Raw genomic sequence first — 20,153 nt, forward strand, 5'->3', positions numbered from 1 at the left:
CGGTACCTCATATTCCGATCTTTCCGCCGAATTCAAGATCAAAGAACGCTGAATCCGAGCCATTATCGGCATCATCCTAAAGCAAAGAAATACAAGTGCTTAAAGAAAATGTCCAAGAATTGGATCAATTTTAAACAAAATTTTTAAATATTAGAGGGGCTCCGTTTCGTTCTTAAAACGGTGATAAAACAGCTGTGAAACACGATAAAAACAGGATCTAAAAGTTTTTACAACGCTCTCGAAGAGAAAATTTTATGTCCGAGGGTCAGGAATTAAACTTGAATTAAGAAACACCCCATCCTTAAGTTTAATCTCGATACTGGGCGTTCAAGCAAGATACAGGTTCTTCAGGTCTCAGGTGTCTGAGGTTTTTCTTCTCAAATTACCTTCTAAGCTCGTCAGCGCTTAGCTTCGTTCAGGTGCCAAACTAAACTTATAATAGACTCAAATCAAACTTCTCTTAACAAACATAATAATAGAGGAAAACTGAAGATTTTTGTTCCAGCAAATAAATATAAAATAATTTTCTATTTTAAGATAATAATTGACTTGCCTTATTTTTTCTTTTTATATTACACTTATGTATTTTAGTATTTCTCAATATAAAAATTTCCAGGAGCGTATTCCATAAGAAGAATATTAATTTAAGTTTTATTTTACTATCAACTCAGATTCACGCAAAAGTAGGACGTCATAACTTCATAATCAAAGCAGGTGGAGGATTATCGACATCTAAATCAATAGTTATAGACAGAGTAATTACTGAAATAAATAGCCAACCTGATTCTTTAGAAATGAAAACGTTAGATGGAGGATTCAATATTGACTTAGGATATCAATTTTTCTCTGCCCATACAACTATCGTCCATAGCGTTGATACACTTATTGGTTTTGGCATATCTTTCAATAAAATCACAAAATCCTTAGTTTTATATATACTGCCTCCCGGAATCTATGCACAAGCAAGGGAAACTTATGGATCTTTAAGTGCAACATATTAAGTCGGACATCAATTTTCCAATGCAAAACCCATAGTTGATATTCTGGATTTAACCCTGACTTTCGGAAATATGAAACTTTTGTCATATTACGAAGACAAAAGTATTGCAACTCAAAAAGAGTAGACTGCTATTTTGATATTGGTATGAACCTACCTTTAAGATTGCAATACTATGAATAACGGATTTCTTGCCGGCTTTCGACATTCCATTACCTCTTAACTACCAACTCTATTTCAAGATTGAGTCAATTTTTTAGCGGAAAAGATACAAATAGAAAAACTTAACTCACAACTGATTATATCGATTATAAATTAAATTTCTTTTGGGATATATGTTTGGAAAATAAAAATTCTTCATCGTTAAATTAATATCTAATGTAACAATTTTAGAATTAACAAAAATTAAAAAATGAGATTTTTCTTGACAATTTTATTAAATTATCTTATAATTTTAAAGCTGCCTCTTTAGCTCAGTTGGTAGAGCATCTGATTTGTAATCAGAGGGCCGTGGGTTCAAGTCCCACAGGGGGCTGGGAACTTTGGTTCTTTTAATATAAGCAAGTATAGATAATTTCTGCACTTGCTTTTTTATTTTAAAACTGTACAGAATTTATACATAAATTGTACAGACAGAAAATCTTATCAATTTACAGGAGACGAACACAAGGCATCCCTTGACTTGGCACGTCAGGCCCTTAGAAACACTAAAACTCATCCACCGCATCGAAACCTTCAGCACCGGCACCGGACAAGTCAAAGTTCTTGCAATTCTGCATTTCTTTTTCCGATAAAAAGCTCCGGATCCCCAATGCCAATGCAGAAAAACGCCTCGTCCGCGACCGAAATCTCTTCCAAAAATGGCGTCGCGGTACCTCATATTCCGATCTTTCCGCCGAATTCAAGATCAAAGAACGCTGAATCCGAGCCATTATCGGCATCATCCTAAAGCAAAGAAATACAAACACTGGTGGGAAAGATCGCACACTAAACCTGATAAAAACGCCACGCGTCCAAAGCCTTGAATTTAAAAATTGCGTTTGATCTCTCATCAAGAATTTTATATAATAATTGCATATAATTCAACATATAATAAGTAATGAAATATAGAAAATTAAACATGCGTGTGTCGATATTTATTCTATCGTAAGAGAAAAGGATTGCTAATTACAGAATAAGCAAAATCGTCATTATAAGTTATAGAAAATAAGGATAACACAATATATCAACAAAAACAATAAATACCATTTAAATATATTAATTTTCATAAAAATATATTTATGGATATATTTTATTTGTTATTATATCATAATTATAACCAAATAGTGAATATGTAAAAATCTACTATAAAAATAATACTCAAACTAAACAAATTGCAATTTGTTTAAAAATAGATATACAGGCAATGTATTATTCCAAATTAGTATTGACAAAAAACCAATTACATACTATAATAAATTAGGGATTGGGAAAATATGAATGTAAAATTTGACATTATTAATTTTCTTATCTATCTACATACCAAACAGTTGATATTAATCAAAACATTGCTCCCTTTATTGGGAGGTCATTATGAGTATCAAAATCTCGATTGTTATCCCTGTATATGGCACAGAAGATTTTTTATCAGAATGTTTAGAGTCATGTATTAATCAAACATTAAAAGAAATCGAAATCATTGTTGTAAACGATTGTTCACCAAATAATTGTCGTGAAATTGTACAAAAATTTCAAAAACAAGATAATCGTATTATATTTATTGATCTACCCCATAACATGGGCACTTTGAATGCACGTATGGAAGGTTATAAAATTGCTCGAGGAGAATATATTCAAAGTTTAGATTCAGACGATACACTCACCAAAAATGCATGCGAAATTATTTATCAAACTTTTCAGGCATACAATAATGACATACTACATATCAGTATGCATACATATCATCATCCTAATAAAAATCATCCGATTAAAACTTGCGAAATGTTTATTCCAAAATCTCTCGAACTAACTCAGGATCAATGGCTTCATATATTGTTTACGCGTAATCTTGATAATTGTATGTGTTCCTACGTAATTAAAAAAGAACTAATACAAAAACTTCTTTCCCTACTCCCCCAAAATACTCATATTACTCTTTATGAAGACCTGATGCAAATATTTACCTTAGCGTTGAGCATACCGATTGATAAAATTATATCCATCCCTAACAGGCTTTATGAATACCGACATGGTGTAGGAATCACAACCACCGGTATTAATCCCAAACGTTATACCAAAAATCTTACTGATACTATCAGAGTTACATCCCATGTCTATGCTGCAGCTAAACAAAATAACCTGTCTCCAGAACTACTTATTGAACTTATGGGATATTTGTATCAAATGTCTTACACCTGGAGTTTACATATTTCCTTATCTGATAAAGAAAAACAATTACAAGTGGCACAAGAACTACAAAATCTTCACTTGATGTGGGATTATACTAATATGGTAGGAATCAATGAATATTACCAATTATTATACAGGCAACCAGTAATACCAACCGCAGCACTGGATAATACTCTGTCTGCAAATGAACAAAAAGTTTTAGAAATATTTCATTGCATAAGAAAAATTATTAATAAATTTATTCCACCTAGCAGTTTTCTCAGAAATATTATCCATAAAATAATCAACATCATCAAAAAATTATATATCCATATAAAAAAATCATTACGACACTTCTCATTCTGAATAACAATCAATCATTAATCGATTAAAACAATTAATTTTTGACAATTTAGGAAGAAAGTATATATACTTAAATAGTATTAATTATGTGAAATACATCACATAATTAAGATATTTTCCGATTTTAAATATATTAATTCACTTTGGAGGAAACAATGAAAATCATTGTCATTGGTAATAATCATGCAGGCACAGCCTTTGTTAATAATGTTTACGCCTATAATAAAGACATTGAGGTAGTCACTTACGAAAAAAGCGATAACATTTCTTTTCTTGCATGCGGTATTGCATTATGGGTGGGGAAAACAATAAAAGATCCTAAAGGTTTGTTTTATGCGACAGCAGAAGAATTACAAAAAAAAGGGATTAAAGTCAATATGCATCACGAGGTTTTGTCGGTTGATTTTGACAAAAAAACTCTTCAAGTTAAAAACTTGAAGAGTGGCGAAGTTTTCGAAGACAAATATGACAAACTGGTTCTTGCAACAGGATCTTGGCCTAATATCCCATCATTTCCGGGCGTGGATCTGGAAGGTGTTTTTCTTTCAAAAACATACGATCATGCCAAATACATCATTGAATACGCCGCTAAACCCGAAATAAAACATGTTACTGTGGTAGGAGCAGGCTATATAGGAGTAGAGCTTGTAGAAGCCTTCCAAGAACTCGGTAAAGAAGTACGTGTTATAGAAGGAGCAGATTGTGTCTTAGGAAACTATTTTGACCCTGAATTCACAGAAATAGTTGAAAAAACACTAAAAGATCATGGTGTTGCGGTGCATACTAAAGAAAAAGTACTCGAAATTAAAGGAACAGGTCAAAAAGTTTCGGAAATCATCACAGATAAAGGAGTTTATAAAACAGATATGATCGTTCTCTCTACAGGATTTCATCCCAATACAACACTTTATCAAAACAAACTCAAAACCATTGAAAATGGAGCTTTGATTGTTAACCAATATCTTCAAACCTCAAATCCTGATGTCTATGCTTGTGGGGATTGTGCTGCTGTTTTATCTAATGTTGTTCAAGGTTCAGATTATATTGCCTTAGCGACAAATGCAGTACGTATGGGCATTTTATGCGCAGCTAACATTGTGGAACATAAAGTTCCATTTTCTGGGGTACAAGGGTCAAACGCTATTAAAATTTATAACCTGAATATGGCATCTACTGGATTTTCTGAATTGACAGCACAAAAGAGAGGGTACCAAGTTCTTTCAAATTTTATAGAAGACGCCGCACGTCCTGAATTTATGCCTACCTATGTTCCTGTAAGGGTGAAAGTAGTATATGATGCACTAACAAGAAGACTCCTAGGAGCACAAATTCAATCTACAGAAAATCATACAGAAGTAATTCATACATTTTCGCTCGCAATCGAGCAGAAAATGACTGTTGATCACCTAGCACTTACAGATTTCTTTTTCCTTCCACACTATAACAAGCCAATTTCTTGGCTTACAGCAGTATGCCTCACAGCAAAATAAAAAAATAAAAAATCTCTCTATGTTTAGAGAGATTTTTTATTAGGCTTAGTTGAGAATTCCTAGCAGGATAAGAAAGAAATAATAGAAGAAAGATTTGTTCTCTATTTGATAAAAAAAATTTCATAAAATTATGAATACCAACATCCACAACTTTAATCCTTAAAAAAGATGATATTTATTAGATTTTGAAATACAATAGAATAAATATTGATATCATTATTAATCAAACACATGTCCTATAATTTGTTAATGTATAAATCAAGCTTTTTATACTAATATTAAAGAAACAAAATGTTTTCTATTTACTACACCTAGAATTAACAATAGTATAAACAATTTTTATCTGTAAGCCTAAGATGTTCAACAAGATGCAAATAACAAAATATTTTTATTATTTGACAAAATAAAAATATATTTTATAATGATACTTTATTATAAAATAAAAATAAGGATTTTATATGTTAAAAGAAATGTTAAAGAATAACATTCAAATACTCGATTCTGTTAATAACTGGGAAGAAGCTGTTATTATCGCTTCTAATCCTTTACTGAAAGACAAAACTATTAATGAACAGTATCAACAAGCTATGGTTAATAATATCAAAACTTTAGGTTCTTATATGATTTTAATGCCTGGTATCGCTATGCCTCACGCACGCCCTGAAGAAGGAGCGCATAAGAACGGACTTTCTCTACTTATCCTAAGAAATGACGTGCTTTTTCCAGGTGATCAAAAAGCCTGGTTTATTTTATGTTTAGCTGCAGAATCACCAGATTCTCATATAGAAATTATTGAAGCAATTGCTGATTTACTGGGGAATGAAGAATTATTGGAAAAAATCAAAAATTCCCTATCCTCAGAATCAGTATTAGAATTGCTATAAAAACTAGGAGTTATTAATGAATTTAGAAAAAATCCAAAAATTCGGACGATATCTTAGCAATTTGGAGCTTTTATTGTTTGGGGACTGATTACTGCATTTTTTTATTCCTTCAGGCTGGGTTCCTAATGAAAAATTAACAACTCTTGTTGATTCTATGATTATTTACCTTTACTTATTGGTTACTTAGGAGGTAGCATTGTATATCAACATCGAGGTAGGGGTCTTGACACAATTATGACTGTAGGGTTGATTGTTGGGTTATTTATTCCCATATTTTCAAGATACTTAGCCGATTTAAAAATCCATATCTAGATGATGAAATCGCACGTGTGGGACGAGATCCTATGCGTAAATTTACCAAAAAATGACAGGCTTACCAAACCAGCTTTAGGAGCTATTGAATACAATTTACCATTCAATAATCTATTAATTGGCATTAAGAATGCATTATTATTTCAAAATGATGATGATGATGATGTAAGTAGTATAGAAATGCAGAAAATACTAAAACAACATAGCCTTAAACAAGGAATAATAGAAATTACATGCTTAAATAAATAATTCTAATGAACAATTTTACGTATAAACGAAATCCTAGAGATTATCTTTTCATAATCTCTAGGATTTCGGCTCTTAGCTCTTAATAATTAAGAGCTAACCCTCCAACCATAAAACCAATCGAAAGCTGTATATTATAAAAATATAATCAGCAGTTCTTTTATTGAGAATCGAGTCTTTAAGAGGATGTTCGCCATTTTCTCCATTAGTCACAGGTAATAAAAAAATTATTGAATGACGTAACCCAACAATAAAACCACTATCCATGATATATTGAGAAGCTAAAGGAAAATTCAACCCTATTGCCAAAACAGTGCCAGAATTTTTCATGATACGTTGGTAATTAGATAGAGAACTGGGAACATTATACTGAAAAGTCCATGGTCCACGCATTATTTGCAATCCAAGAATATCAAACATTAATTTCGATTTAGTAAACTTCCTACCGACAGAGTAAGTAGAACCAAATGAACCAAACATATCTAAATGATATACTTGAGTACCAATACTGGGAGATGTATTTACTATTATACCACCTTTAGAGATCATTTCTGGAAAGCTATAACTAAAAACCACAAGGATATCAATTCCCTGAACAACAGAATCGTATGTATGGAAATATTGATATCCTGTCTCAACAGATACAATACCTTCCCACATTTTTTCTTTCCAAGCTTCAGCATAAAGCATCAGAAACCATACTTTTGATAAACTGTCTCGCACTTAAATTGACATTACCGCCTGCTTTCAGAACAAAATTATGAGTACCAACTTTTGCATACAGATGGGCACTGCTAATAGCACAAACCCTAACAATCAATATTTCATATTCATTAAACCCACCCTAATATGTTTTATGAATTTTTCCCCTCAATGAAATTGAGTTTGATAAGAGCGAATACCTAATAACTCTGCACCTAAAATGTCTTTTTCTTGATGATCACCTATCATAACAACATCTTTCGGAAATAAGTTCAACTTATAGAGTGCCAGTAAAAAGGGAAGTGATTTAGGTTTTTCTTGACCACTTTCTTCTGAAGTAACAATATAATTAAAATAGTGATCGATTTTTAATTTTTCTAATTTTTTTAATTGAATTTCAGTAGTTAAATCGGTTACTAAACAAATTTGTAATTTATTCTCCAGGCATTTGTCAAGAAAAGGAAATACATCCGGAAAAAGAGTCATGTGATTAAGGAACGAATCCCAATAAATCTTTTCCCATGCTAAAACCTTACTGACTTTGAGACCATATTTTTCCGAAATATATTTAAAATACAAAAGCCGTGAATGTGAAGCCCCTGTATCCTTCAACTGAATATTAAACCAACGCCTCGCAATACAATATTCTTTTTCTGCTTGTTCTATAGATATATTTAAATCTTGAGAAGCAGATTGGCTCCATGTTTGTAAAGCTGTTTGGTGTGCCGGAGCATAAGAATATAAAGTATCATCTAAATCTAGTAAAATCCCTTTTATATTTAAAGAAAAAATTTTATCCCACATATTTTTTCCATTCTTCTGGATATTTAGTACATATAGCATCAAATATCATATGTTCCATCTTTTGATAATATGTAGGAATATCATAAATACTTTTACCCTGAAGTTCAGGAGAAACTAAGCATAATTTAAAATACGGTTTAAGAATGGTATAATCTTGAAAAGTAAGAGAAAAATCATTAAATCCGTCGACCCAAACCCAATCTACTAAATGTTTAAATTTCATCACAGCTTCTACAGGCTCATATTCTGAATATCGAACAGCTATTTGCTTAATTCCTTTTTTTGTATAACGTATCAGAAAAGGCAAAGACATATCAAGAAAGAAATATTGAGATATATTATATTTCTCTAAAAGATACAATATCCTTTCTTCTAATCCTTCTGCTTTAATATTTAGGATAAGAAAAGAGTGAGAATATTTTTGTAAAAATGTCTCAAAATTGGTACCTTCAACAAAGGCATCATGTGATGTAAAACAAGATGATCTTGATAGGCGCGTATATCAACTTCAACGCCATAATCATGAGCAATAAGCTCCAATTCCGGAATAGTATTTACTCTGTGTTGTATATAGAGCATAGATACTTCCTTTTATATACTGAACCCATTATAGCATAAAAATTCCACATAATCAACAAAAAATGATAATAATTAGATATGAAATACTCTTGAGAAAAACAAGAATTACTTTTTTTTAAAATTCTATAGCATTTGCATTAAAATATAAACTTATTGTGAACTATATAATTACAAGTGAAATTCTCTTATAAAAAATAAAAAGTTCTTATATAAGATACCTCTAACAAACATCAATTTTTATTTTATAATGAGTTGATAATTCTCTCGATTCCTTCTACAAAAGACATCCGAGATCTAAATCCTGTATCATTAACTAACGAAGAAATATCAACATTTAATGACATTACTTGATTTTGCTGATAAGGTTTAGCTCCAAATTTCAGCAAATCTTCTTTATGAAGTATCCTCCCAATTTCCAAAACATAATTTTTCAATATATCTGAAGAGCCACTTGCAATACAATAAATACTTTGATCCAAACCTTTTTGAGCCAATAGAAAAAAAGCTTCTGCACAATCATCTTCATAAAGATAATCCCACAATTGCTCACAAGGAGTTAACTCCATTTCTTCATTGTTTTTTAATTTTCTTATACAGGAAGAGATCATAGTATCTGCACCATCATGAGGGCCAAAAACACTAAAAACTCGCGTCCAAATATAACGAATACCCAATTCTTTAGCCAATAACGACCCTAAACGCCCAGCTGTATATTTACAAATGCCATACGCAAGATCAGGATTTACAGGAGTATCTGGATCAATTAAACCAGATACTCTGCCATATTCTGCTTGTGAACCAGCACCAATAAAACATTCGCATCCCAACTGATGAGCTAATTTTATAGCATCTAGAGTTCCTTGAACATTTTCTAACTGAAAAAAGGGATCATTACGTGTCATACGAGATGTTGCTTTCCATGCAAAATGATAGAAAATATCATATTTACCATTTAATTTTAATGCAGATAAATCATTTGAATCACATTCTATCACATTTACTAAAGCATGTTTTGGAATAGCCTCGCGACGCAGTGATTCTGGCTTGATGATGCATACTACTTCAATATCCGAAGCAATAAGCCTTCGGATAAGAGATACTCCTAACATGCCAGTAGCACCTGTAATAACAACTTTTTTCATTTATTCTTCCCGATTTTCTATAGAATATTTTATTATTATCTCTGTAAGGATATAAAGGCATTTTATCTGCACGGTAAGCAATATTCACATCTTCAAAATTCTCTAGTCCATCCATTCAACCTTCATATTAAATGTCATGTCGAATACGATATTATTTGCTGAGTCTGCTTCCGTAACCCTTAAAAGTGAAGAAGACCCATAAAAAACCAAGTATATTATGCTCTTCATCACCCTAGTTGTCAAACATTAAAAGATTGCCGTTTTCTCCGCAACAATAAAGCATGTTGATTTTTAGGACCTTTGCCCTTGGCGTGTGCATATGTTTTGCCTGTAGAAAAGAAACATCACGCAATTGCAAACTTTCAGGAACAATTTGTCCATAACCAATACCTCTTTTTGCGTTTTAGCGAATCATCGGCCATCCACCACAGGAAACTTAATGGATTATACTCCACTGCAAAAATTCCATAATGGAGTGAAGAGAGGTATAAAATAGTAGATATTCTTGTCATCATAAACTAATCGATTAATTACATTAGTTGGGATACCTCAAAATCAATTAACAAAAAAGCCATCAAAATTCCTTTGTAATTATTTTATTTACCAATAGATTAATAGATTCATCAACCAGCATCTTAACAAAAACAATATTTCCCAACTTTTTTATCAGTACTAAAGACACTTCAGCATTAAGAACTTTTTTATCTTTTTTGACTATTTTTGCTAAATTTTCCGTAGAAATAGTTTTCACCAAGCTGATATCAACCAATTCGAATGCATATTTTTTCAAGCATTGGTAAAGATCTTGATTGATTAATCCTTGATCTAAGCTTATCTTGTTGGCAATGACAGCCCCTAAAGCGACAGCTTGACCATGAGGAATTTTATAATCAGTTAATATCTCAAAAGCATGGCCAAAAGTATGACCATAATTAAGACTTTTTCTATGATTTTCTTCAAATTCATCTTCTTCTATAACGGCTTTTTTTACATATAAGGCCGCAAGTATTAATTTTTTCAAATCAGCAATATTATATACTGCTCCATCAATTACTAATTTTTCATAAATTTCAAAAAACGTTTCACCGCCAATAATACAAAGCTTATAAATTTCCCCCAAACCTGATCGGATTTCAGAAGCTGTAAGAGTTTTAAGAAAATTAATATTTAATATCACTTTAGCGGGCGCAGAAAAAAGAGCCACTTGATTTTTTTCTCTATTATGATTAAGACCAGTTTTGCCTCCTATGCATGAATCACACATGGCCAGTAACGTCGTAGGATAAAATATCCAATTGATTCCACGCTTAAAACAAGCAGCTACAAAAGCACCTAAATCTTGAATTATTCCTCCTCCAACCACAATCAAAGTATCAGTTTTTGTAAATTCAATTTTTTCAAGTTGCTCAATAATATCAAGCGCCGTATAGATATTTTTTATATTCTCAACTGATTCAATAATAATGCTTCTTCCTTCAGCAAAAGACAAATCTTCAAAATAAAGTTTCGCTACTGACTTGTCTATCAAAAGAAAATCTTTAGCATTTTTATTCATTGTGTAAATAATATTTTGTACGGGATCCTCTTGATTATCCCACTCTACTTGATAATTTTCAGGGATGGATATAACGGTAAAATTTTCATGCTGCTGATAATCTTCAGGAACATAAAATTCTTTTCCATCAATAGTAAAAGTTATTTGATTTTTCATTGAAAACTTCCTGCCATAAATCCTCCATCAATAACAATATCTTGGTAGGTAATATAGTTATTTTGGTCACTGCATAAATAATAAACAATATCAGCGACATCACTAGGTCAAAAAAGAGACCCTAAAGCAATTTTGCTCTTTAAAAATTCAATTTTTTCAGGATCATTATTCTTATGGGTCATCTTCGTATCAACAAACCCAGGAGATACGGTATTTACTTTCACTCCATACTTTCCAATCCTATAGCAGCCGTTTGAACTTAACCCATTTAAAGCATGTTTAGTCATAACATATATGGCTTTTTCCTTACCGGGCAATAGTACCATATAAAGAAGAAATTACAACAATATGCTCTCCATTTACTTTGAAAAATGGAATAAGATATTGTAAAACAGCATAAAACGCAAGAAGATTTACTTGTAAGGTTTTTTGCACTCTTTCGATAGGCATATTTTCTATAAGTTCGGGATTATTTATACCTGCACAGTACACAAAAGTATCATATTCTTTTGCATTATTTCTAAAATAAGATGAAATATCTTTTGGAATTGTTAAATCCCATTCCTGACTGGTTGGATCTGTAATTAAATAGTTATATTGTTGAAATTCTTGTTTAACAGCTGTACCTATATCACTGGCAGTATCCGCTATCACTGGCAGTATCCGCTAAAAATAATTTTTTCATTTTTATAATCCACGATTATAAATTTTTTTCTTTATAGATTATCGCCTTGAGCGTAGATTGCATCAATATAAATCACCTCATCTTTACCAATACTGTTTTTCAAAACTTCACCATTCATTAATTCACAACACAAAATCTGACCTTTTTGCAAAGGAATGGCCAAATAAATATCTTCTGATGTTAATACTTCACCAGCCTTAAGGTCGCGTTTAGCATAAACCCCTCGGACTAATGTATCCAGATATTCAATTTCTTTTTAGAAGGCACACGTTTTTGCGTACCGGAGCTCCACATATCTTCTTTGCTTTTCTCCACTCTTTGACCCCAATTATCAAAATCTGAAGGCAGAGAATTATAGGGAGAAAGTTGGATACCATCATAATCAAGATCAACATGACGTTCGAATGTACGTGCGCCCTTTGCATAAGCAATAAGCATTGCACCTTTAATATCAGCATTACACTCATGGGTGGAAAACCCAACAACCAAATCAGGATAATGGTTTTTGAGAAAATCAATTTGATTAAGTTTCAATTCAAATTTCTCTAAAGGATAGATAGAAACACAATGATTAACCACTAAAGGAATCTGCCGTTTTGTAAAAAAGTCACCATATCATCAGCATCCTTCAAAGAAGATCCCCCGTAGACGCAATTACAGGTTTTCTTGTACTGGCAATCTTCTCAATTAACACCCAGTCATTGATATCTGAGGAAGCAATTTTAACAATTTCCACCCTATCTCTATGCAAGTATCTACTGATTTCTCATCAAGGGGGTAGACATCGTAATACATCCAACATCCTTAACCGCTTGAATTAATTCAGCATAGTCTTCAAAAGACATTCTCGTATCCATGGTTTTTTTTTAATATAACAATATCCTGACGGTCCCTAAAATACTTATGAATAAACCGATCTACATTTCGGAATTGTAATTTTATTACAGCTTTAATATTGTTGAATCGGATAACTTTTGCAAATTCTTTAATAATTTTTTCCTCTTTCCAATTTTCCTAAATGATTATTAGTTACTTACAGTACAAATAAATCTTCAAAAAGTTGATTTCCTTTCATCATAACCCTCTTTAATATTATCCATTAAAATTTTCCATTTCTTCTTATAAACCGCAAGATTTTATTGACAACAGGTAAAACAAAGCCCTACACAATATAATAATTTGTTTACAAGACTGCTTTATACCGGGCGCTTGTGCATCTTTCCATAATTTTTTTCGATACCCCCCCCCCCCCCAAAAAAAAGCCGTATAGATCACATCATAAACATAAGGATATTTCTGTTCTAATCTACTGTTTCTAAAAATTTTATCCCTATCAACAGGCATATTTTCTTCTATTCTATCCATCATATTAACGATGGTATTGTCATAGTGGCTTTTAAAAATTTCACACGATTAGGGTAAATTTGAGACACAATTTCCATTATATATGCCCAAAATTTCTCAACATTAACAATTTCTTTTTGTACTTTTTCTATATCCGTGGCATCACGGGCACCTTCATGCCTACAATAACAACCAACAGTCTCGTGGAGAAAATAGATATCTCCCATCAACGATAAACAGAATTTCAATGCCATGTTACCATAATGAAACAATTCAAAACATTCCAGAATATCCACATCCGCTTTTTTGACCATAAAAAACTGTCCAATAATTTCATTAATCTTTCCATACAACGAGGGAGTCATATATGAATCAAGAATAAACCACTCTTAATATACCCTTTTGTGGTGTGAGCTGTGATAGTAAATATTTTCTGCTTCGTATATTCCATCATGACATCCGTTCCATCTGTAGATGCATTATCCGAAACAATAATTTCTATATTTCCATATTCCTGTGCTAATACACTATCAATCGCTTTTTTCAGCATAATTTTTCTATTATAGGTTGGAATCACCACAGAAATTTTTCCCCTTTGATCATAAATCATATTTTGTTTTCATGCTTCATTACCAATATAAAGATTATTATATTCTATATTAGGAATTACCCTCCCCTTTGAGGTGATTACATATATTTTTGTAAACTTGCTTAGATTTCCATACGACAGATAGAAAAAGTGATATCACTGATTTCAGAATATCCTTTAAGGATCGTTTTATGCCTCTTATCTGAAAAGTAATACTTTCAGATCTAGAAGCACCAACTTCTTTAGATGAAAATCTTGTTATCTCATAATACATTTGATATATTATCTGATATATTTTTTTCTTTTGTGCATTATTACAGGCGTTATAGACAGCCATTAAATCATCATTATATTGGCAACTGATCCATCCATACAAACTGTCTTTCATATAGCCTTCAAAATTCCAGCCTAAATAAGCTCGAGAAAGATTAAGGGTCAAAGTTTTCAGTTCTTTATCCTTCAACATCGAAAGAGAAATAGCAAAACCAACAGGTAAATCGATTCGCTGAGATATATGATTGACATTTTGATTTGTTACCCCTCTTCCAAATTCCGAACTAGCATGCCGTTTGACTAAAATTTGTTCTTCTACCGCACATCGATAAATATTTTTTTTCTGATTCACAATAGAAGCAATCAAAGACATATGAGGGATTTTTGTATACAAATTTAGATAAGCATAAAAGAGCATTTCTGAATTAATATATTTTGTTTTATAAATCGCTGCAGGTATTAATACTAATTCCACTAAACTTTTTGCTGTTTTTTCTTTTTCAGTATTGCCATCAGGTATAAACACATCGGAATGAACTTGAACAATATCATATTTTAAACTCATTAGTGCTTGTTCTATTTTAGCCCAATAAGTCCAATCTACATAATCGTCATCACACAATATCCAAAAATAAGTTTTATCTAAACTTATCGTTTCAAAAGCTCTGATAATATTTGCATTACCACCAATATTGTGCTTATGACGAATATGAACGAAATTTGAATAGTTAGCAGCATATTCTTGAAGCAGCGCAGATGTACCATCAGTAGAACAATTGTCCAATACAGTAATACAACATTCTTTGATAGGACTATTCTCAGCAAAAATATACTGTAACATATTGGATAATTTTTCTTTTCTATTATATGTAATCAGTATAATATCTAATTCTTTTGTCAGATCAAACATTACATCCCCATGCACCACAATTTAAAACTTAAATTTCACTATTTTCAGCCCAAATTTATTTAATATTTTATTCAAAATTCTTGCGGATTTTCTTATTATTCCATCTTTTAATCCAGACATTTTCATAAGTTCACTATAAATTTCAGGATACTCAATAATATTACTATTATTGATAATATTTACAATTTCTTTCGGAAGTTTATAACGCTTAAGGATATTGACATAAAATGTCAAAATTTGTGAGGCTTCGATATTGGGACATCTTTGTTCTAATATTTTACTTTGATACTCGGGATATAACATAATAGCCTGATTCGAAATCCATTTCACTGTATCGCAAACATAATCAAAATTCATCGCAAAATCTATATTTTCAGACTCTTTATTCACAGAGTGCCCGCGATAGTATCCAATAATTTTAGGCAGAAAACATACATCTCCATAAAGACATAAGACACTCCATAACCAATGATCAAGACCTGGAGGATTCACATTCATGATACCACATTTATCTACTAATTGCTTACGAACTAATGCAAAAAAACTATCAATATGCTCATATCCTGGACGTTGATAATTAAGATAAAACTCTATACCCTTTGTTAATTTCTTACTATGATAAAAATTAGGTACAGAAAATATCGTTTCATTTTGATCTGTAGATACTACAATCCCACGTACAAAAGCAATTTGAGCATTCATTTCCATAACAGCAACTGCTTCTGGGAAAAAAGTTCGATCTCCTAAGTAATCATCATCGCATAGGATCATATAGTATTTTCCAGACACCTCTTGGTATCCCCGATAACCATTTTGTACCGAGCCAACATTCTCAGAATGACGAATATATTTAATATTAGAATATTTCTTACAATAACTCTCCATCATGACATCCGTTCCATCTGTAGATGCATTATCCGAAACAATAATTTCTATATTTCCATATTCCTGTGCTAATACACTATCAATCGCTTTTTTCAGCATAATTTTTCTATTATAGGTTGGAATCACCACAGAAACTAAAGGACAATAGGAATAACTCATTTAACCTCTTCTGGAATTAAGTCGTAATAATGTATTTGGAGTTCTGGAAAATTTATTACAACATAAACCGGCAATCAATAATACATTTTCCCTTATCTTTTAGGCTCGACGAAAGCTTCCTAAATTCTTCCCATGCTGTCGTAATAATAAAAACATCTGCAACATTAACAATATCATACCCATTTTCACAAAAAGTCACTTTTAGATCCGGATAATGCCTTTCAAATTCATGATTAGCAACAGGATCATAAGCATAAATATCAGTGTAACCGTTTTTTAATAAAACAGATATAATTTTTGCCGAAGGTGTATCTCGAACATCATCAGATCCTGGCTTAAAAGAAAGTCCCAAAACGCCAATAGTGGTATTTTTATCAACCGTTTTTTTAATCCTATTGTAAATAATTTCAGGCATTAAATCATTTGTTTTGATCACATGATCCAAAATAGGCAAATATAGTCCTCTCTCTTTCACAACAGAAAAAAGAGCATTAATATCTTTAGGCAGACAATACCCACCATAACCGCAGCCTGGATACAAATATGTTGATACTTTACCGCTATTCCAACGCTTATCTTGATGAACAATCCGAAATGCTAATGCCGTATCGATATCTCCTATCTCATCCGCAACGATAGACATCTCATTCGAATAACTAATTAGTGTAGCTAGCACAGTATTCGAAAGATATTTGATAAATTCTCCGGTATTGTAAGACACAGCATACATTAAGCTATTAAAAGGCATATATAAACGTTCTAACATTTCTTTCGATTTCAGATCATTTACCCCAAAGATAATACGATCAGGATCCATGAAATCATTCCAGCAACTGCCTTCTCTTAAAAATTCCGGATTATTAGCTACTAATAGATTTTTATTTTTTGCTTTCTCCTGGACATAAGGAACAATTCTTTGAGCAGTAGTAGATGGAGGAATCGTCGATTTGACAATCAAAAGACGAATTTTTTTATCACCAATAACTTCTAAAGTATCATCAATAGCTTTAAATAAATAAGAAAGATCAGCATGCCCTCCTTGACCACAAGGAGTCCCTACGCAATAGAATATATATTCGCTATTAGCAATTGCCTCTTCTAAAGGGACATCTAAAAAAAAATTATGATTGAGATTCCTATTTAACGCTTCATCTAAACCAGGTTCTAAAAAAGGCAATTTTTCTTGTCTAAGAATACTCAAACGATCTTCATTAACATCAAAACCATAAACTTTATACCCTTTTTCTGCAAGTCCAACTCCAGTAGTCAAGCCCACAAATCCTAAGCCAAATACTGTTACCATTCTAATTCCTCTTTAATACTTTCTTTAATATACTCTAAGAAATAGCAAACACCATCTTCTATATGAACCTGTGGATTATAACCTAACAAATTTCGAGCTCTAGTGATATCAGGACAACGTCGATTAGGATTATCTTTGAGATAATTTATATCCTTAGAGGTTTCAAATTTAAGTTTTCCCGTATAACCAAAAATTTCTTGTCCTGTTTTCTGATAAAACTGTGCTAACCTATAAATAGAAATTTCAGGCTCATCTATCCCAATATTAAAGACATAAAATCTATTATAAAGCAATGCCTTTAAATAGCCAGTAATTGCATCAGAAATATAACAAAATGTTCTTGTAGGTGTTCCATCAGAAAACATAATAATATCACGATTTTCTAGTACAGCTTTAGCAAAATCTGCTGGAACACGCTTATCATTCAGTTTCATCCCAGGACCATAATTATTGAAAGGCCGAACCAATGTAACTGGCATATTATATTTTTCAGCAAATAAATAACATATTGTTTCACCAACTCGTTTTGACTCATCATAACATGCTCTGGGACCTATACATGCTACATTACCACGATAATCTTCCGATGTTGGGATCATTTTTGGATCAGGATCCCCATAAATTTCACTAGTAGAGAAAAAAAGAAACCCTTTGATAGGCAGATCTTTATAAAATTCTAAAAGATTTCTTAATCCCCAAATATTTGCATCCAATGTTTCAATAGGATATGCACGATAAAAAGCTGGTGAAGCAATAGATGCCATATGAAAAACAAATATAGCTTTATCAGCTTCAGGAATTTCTCGGATATCATCTGTAATAACATTGAAATCATAAAATAAAATATTTTTCTGTTTTTCCAACTCAGTAATCCATTGCGGATATCCCGAGATAAAATTATCTAACCCGATAATCTTTGAAATACCTAGCTCTTCACAAAACCTAGCAAGAAAATGAAGAAAATAAAATCCCAAAAATCCGGCACAGCCTGTCAGCAAGATAATGGAGTCAGCAAATTTAGATTTTTCTTCACTGGTAAGAGCATTATAAATTCTATCTAAGTCATTCTGGACAATCCTTTTCACATCTATTCCTAACTGCTTTTTGATGGATAAATATTTTGAAAGAATCAACCACATAATCGATCATTTCAGGAGTGATGCCGTGATAAAGACCTATCCAAAAGGTATTATTCATCACAACATCTGTATTTGCCAAATTACCAACAACTCTATATTGTACATTTTTCATATAGGGTTGTTTTGTCAGATTTCCAGCAAATAATAAGCGTGTTCCTATTTTCTTTTCATTCAAATATTGAGTAATTTCATTACGGGTAAAAGGAGCTGTTTTTTTAACGGTTAATAAAAATCCGAACAGAGAAGGATCACTTTTAGGTGTAAGTTCTGGCAAAATAAAATATTCTTGAAATTGAGACATTTTTTCCATGAGCAATTTATAATTACGCCGTCTTATCGCTATAAATTCTGGCAATTTTTCTATTTGAGCATCAGCAACAGCTGCCTGCATATCAGTAATCTTCAGATTATATCCAAGATGAGAATAAACGTATTTGTGGTCATAGCCTTGCGGAAGCCCACCAAACTGCATATTAAACCGCTTATGGCAAGTATCATCGCATCCAGGGGAACACCAACAATCCCTGCCCCAATCGCGAATGCTTTCCATTGCTTTTTTCAGCATAGGATCGTCCGTCAGAACGGCTCCACCTTCTCCCATCGTAATATGATGAGCCGGATAAAAACTTAATGTAGACACATGGCCAAAAGTCCCTAATTTTTTACCGCCATATGTGCCCCCAAGAGAATCACAACAATCTTCAACGACCCATAAATTATGTTTATTCGCAAATTCCATGACAGCATCAAGATCAAACGGATTCCCTAATGTGTGTGCTAACATAATGGCTCTTGTTTTAGAACTCAGAGATTTTTCCAGCATAGAAATATCAATGTTATAAGTAGGAAGAGTAATGTCAAGAAATACCGGTATGAGCCTGTTTTGTAAAATAGGATTCACAGTAGTCGGAAACCCCGCCGCAACAGTAATAACTTCACTGCCTGGAAGTATTTGTTTTTCCTTCATCAGAGGAGATGTCATAGCAGATAATGCTAATAAATTTGCTGAGGATCCTGAGTTACATGTAAGAGCATATTTTACACCAACAAATTCACGAAGCTTTTTTTCAAAACTAGCGTTAAAACGATAGGTAGTAAGATGAAAATCCAAGGCACTTTCCACTAAATTGCATACTTCATGGTAATCAAAAACTTTACCACTGATAGGAATATTTGTTTTTCTTGGCATAAAAGACTCAGAAGAAAATTTTTCCTTTGCATATTCTTTCGTTAATGCAATTATTTGTTCTTTCAATTTATTTTCCATTA

General features: G+C 32.1%; 23 protein-coding genes, 1 tRNA gene and 2 pseudogenes. 8 read left to right on the plus strand and 18 right to left on the minus strand.

Going from position 1 to position 20,153, the window contains the following annotated elements:
• The first annotated feature begins 794 nt into the window (after positions 1-794).
• The 8 genes and pseudogenes from BM018_RS07675 (at position 795) to BM018_RS06620 (ending at position 6,662) form a co-directional block, all read left to right on the plus strand.
• Positions 795-1,001 (plus strand): hypothetical protein, encoded by a 207-nt coding sequence (locus BM018_RS07675; RefSeq protein ID WP_143280454.1) that lies wholly within the window; start codon positions 795-797, stop codon positions 999-1,001.
• Positions 1,002-1,459: 458 nt separating this feature from the next.
• Positions 1,460-1,532: transfer RNA gene (locus BM018_RS06595), tRNA-Thr, on the plus strand.
• 1,037 nt (positions 1,533-2,569) lie between these two features.
• Complete coding sequence (locus BM018_RS06605) at positions 2,570-3,730, plus strand: glycosyltransferase family 2 protein (protein ID WP_092319869.1); 1,161 nt, start codon at positions 2,570-2,572, stop codon at positions 3,728-3,730.
• 152 nt (positions 3,731-3,882) lie between these two features.
• Positions 3,883-5,217, plus strand: a complete 1,335-nt coding sequence (locus tag BM018_RS06610) for an FAD-dependent oxidoreductase (RefSeq protein WP_092319871.1) — start codon at positions 3,883-3,885, stop codon at positions 5,215-5,217.
• Positions 5,218-5,675: 458 nt separating this feature from the next.
• Positions 5,676-6,101: a PTS sugar transporter subunit IIA gene (locus BM018_RS06615; RefSeq protein WP_092319873.1), complete on the plus strand. Its 426-nt coding sequence runs from the start codon at positions 5,676-5,678 to the stop codon at positions 6,099-6,101.
• A gap of 16 nt (positions 6,102-6,117) precedes the next feature.
• Positions 6,118-6,377 (plus strand): annotated as a pseudogene (locus BM018_RS08330) (PTS mannitol transporter subunit IIBC); the annotation flags it as partial.
• 5 nt (positions 6,378-6,382) lie between these two features.
• Positions 6,383-6,469 carry a mannitol dehydrogenase family protein gene (locus BM018_RS08335; protein WP_407640970.1) on the plus strand — a complete coding sequence of 29 codons (87 nt, stop codon included), beginning with the start codon at positions 6,383-6,385 and terminating at the stop codon, positions 6,467-6,469.
• Entirely contained in the window at positions 6,429-6,662 is a 234-nt protein-coding gene (locus BM018_RS06620) for a hypothetical protein (protein WP_092319875.1), read from the plus strand. Before BM018_RS08335 ends, BM018_RS06620 begins: the two co-directional genes overlap by 41 nt.
• A 93-nt stretch (positions 6,663-6,755) precedes the next feature.
• Here the strand turns inward: BM018_RS06620 and BM018_RS06625 are convergent, their stop codons facing one another.
• The 18 genes and pseudogenes from BM018_RS06625 to rfbH all read right to left on the minus strand — a co-directional run bounded on the left by BM018_RS06625 (position 6,756) and on the right by rfbH (position 20,151).
• Entirely contained in the window at positions 6,756-7,382 is a 627-nt protein-coding gene (locus tag BM018_RS06625) for a hypothetical protein (protein WP_092319877.1), read from the minus strand.
• Between the two features lie 147 nt (positions 7,383-7,529).
• The gene (locus BM018_RS06630) at positions 7,530-8,165 is read right to left on the minus strand and encodes an HAD family hydrolase (protein ID WP_159428223.1); all 636 of its coding nucleotides are present in this window, start codon (positions 8,163-8,165) and stop codon (positions 7,530-7,532) included.
• On the minus strand, positions 8,155-8,388 hold the full coding sequence (locus tag BM018_RS07975) for a PI-PLC domain-containing protein (RefSeq protein ID WP_200778578.1): 234 nt from the start codon (positions 8,386-8,388) through the stop codon (positions 8,155-8,157). The genes BM018_RS06630 and BM018_RS07975 overlap by 11 nt, the downstream gene beginning before the upstream one ends.
• Positions 8,389-8,558: 170 nt before the next feature.
• Positions 8,559-8,744, minus strand: coding sequence for a PI-PLC domain-containing protein (locus BM018_RS07980; RefSeq protein ID WP_092319883.1), 186 nt, complete (start codon positions 8,742-8,744; stop codon positions 8,559-8,561).
• A 242-nt stretch (positions 8,745-8,986) separates the two neighbouring features.
• Positions 8,987-9,886 (minus strand): NAD-dependent epimerase/dehydratase family protein, encoded by a 900-nt coding sequence (locus tag BM018_RS06645; RefSeq protein ID WP_092319885.1) that lies wholly within the window; start codon positions 9,884-9,886, stop codon positions 8,987-8,989.
• Between the two features lie 574 nt (positions 9,887-10,460).
• Positions 10,461-11,597: a 3-dehydroquinate synthase gene (locus BM018_RS06650; RefSeq protein ID WP_092319887.1), complete on the minus strand. Its 1,137-nt coding sequence runs from the start codon at positions 11,595-11,597 to the stop codon at positions 10,461-10,463.
• Positions 11,594-11,923: pseudogene (locus BM018_RS08170) on the minus strand (SDR family NAD(P)-dependent oxidoreductase). The gene BM018_RS06650 and the pseudogene BM018_RS08170 overlap by 4 nt, the downstream one beginning before the upstream one ends.
• Complete coding sequence (locus tag BM018_RS08175) at positions 11,904-12,251, minus strand: SDR family NAD(P)-dependent oxidoreductase (protein WP_159428225.1); 348 nt, start codon at positions 12,249-12,251, stop codon at positions 11,904-11,906. Before BM018_RS08175 ends, BM018_RS08170 begins: the two are co-directional and overlap by 20 nt.
• 62 nt (positions 12,252-12,313) lie before the next feature.
• The gene (locus BM018_RS08085) at positions 12,314-12,532 is read right to left on the minus strand and encodes an SAF domain-containing protein (RefSeq protein ID WP_200778582.1); all 219 of its coding nucleotides are present in this window, start codon (positions 12,530-12,532) and stop codon (positions 12,314-12,316) included.
• On the minus strand, positions 12,511-12,861 hold the full coding sequence (locus tag BM018_RS07990; RefSeq protein WP_200778579.1) for an N-acetylneuraminate synthase family protein: 351 nt from the start codon (positions 12,859-12,861) through the stop codon (positions 12,511-12,513). Before BM018_RS07990 ends, BM018_RS08085 begins: the two co-directional genes overlap by 22 nt.
• A gap of 49 nt (positions 12,862-12,910) precedes the next feature.
• Positions 12,911-13,018: an N-acetylneuraminate synthase family protein gene (locus BM018_RS08340; protein ID WP_200778580.1), complete on the minus strand. Its 108-nt coding sequence runs from the start codon at positions 13,016-13,018 to the stop codon at positions 12,911-12,913.
• A gap of 628 nt (positions 13,019-13,646) precedes the next feature.
• On the minus strand, positions 13,647-13,940 hold the full coding sequence (locus tag BM018_RS06675) for a hypothetical protein (protein WP_143280456.1): 294 nt from the start codon (positions 13,938-13,940) through the stop codon (positions 13,647-13,649).
• A 47-nt stretch (positions 13,941-13,987) separates the two neighbouring features.
• Positions 13,988-14,236 carry a glycosyltransferase family 2 protein gene (locus tag BM018_RS06680; RefSeq protein WP_092319897.1) on the minus strand — a complete coding sequence of 83 codons (249 nt, stop codon included), beginning with the start codon at positions 14,234-14,236 and terminating at the stop codon, positions 13,988-13,990.
• A gap of 49 nt (positions 14,237-14,285) precedes the next feature.
• Entirely contained in the window at positions 14,286-15,398 is a 1,113-nt protein-coding gene (locus BM018_RS06685) for a glycosyltransferase family 2 protein (RefSeq protein WP_092319899.1), read from the minus strand.
• Between the two features lie 21 nt (positions 15,399-15,419).
• A complete protein-coding gene (locus BM018_RS06690; RefSeq protein WP_092319901.1) occupies positions 15,420-16,442 on the minus strand; it encodes a glycosyltransferase family 2 protein in 1,023 nt (340 codons plus the stop codon).
• A 55-nt stretch (positions 16,443-16,497) separates the two neighbouring features.
• Entirely contained in the window at positions 16,498-17,745 is a 1,248-nt protein-coding gene (locus tag BM018_RS06695) for a UDP-glucose dehydrogenase family protein (RefSeq protein ID WP_092319903.1), read from the minus strand.
• Complete coding sequence (locus tag BM018_RS06700; RefSeq protein WP_092319907.1) at positions 17,739-18,836, minus strand: NAD-dependent epimerase/dehydratase family protein; 1,098 nt, start codon at positions 18,834-18,836, stop codon at positions 17,739-17,741. Before BM018_RS06700 ends, BM018_RS06695 begins: the two co-directional genes overlap by 7 nt.
• On the minus strand, positions 18,808-20,151 hold the full coding sequence (gene rfbH / locus BM018_RS06705) for a lipopolysaccharide biosynthesis protein RfbH (protein WP_092319905.1): 1,344 nt from the start codon (positions 20,149-20,151) through the stop codon (positions 18,808-18,810). The genes BM018_RS06700 and rfbH overlap by 29 nt, the downstream gene beginning before the upstream one ends.
• Positions 20,152-20,153 lie beyond the last annotated feature (2 nt).

The organism is Brevinema andersonii (assembly GCF_900112165.1).
GTDB classification, from domain to species: domain Bacteria; phylum Spirochaetota; class Brevinematia; order Brevinematales; family Brevinemataceae; genus Brevinema; species Brevinema andersonii.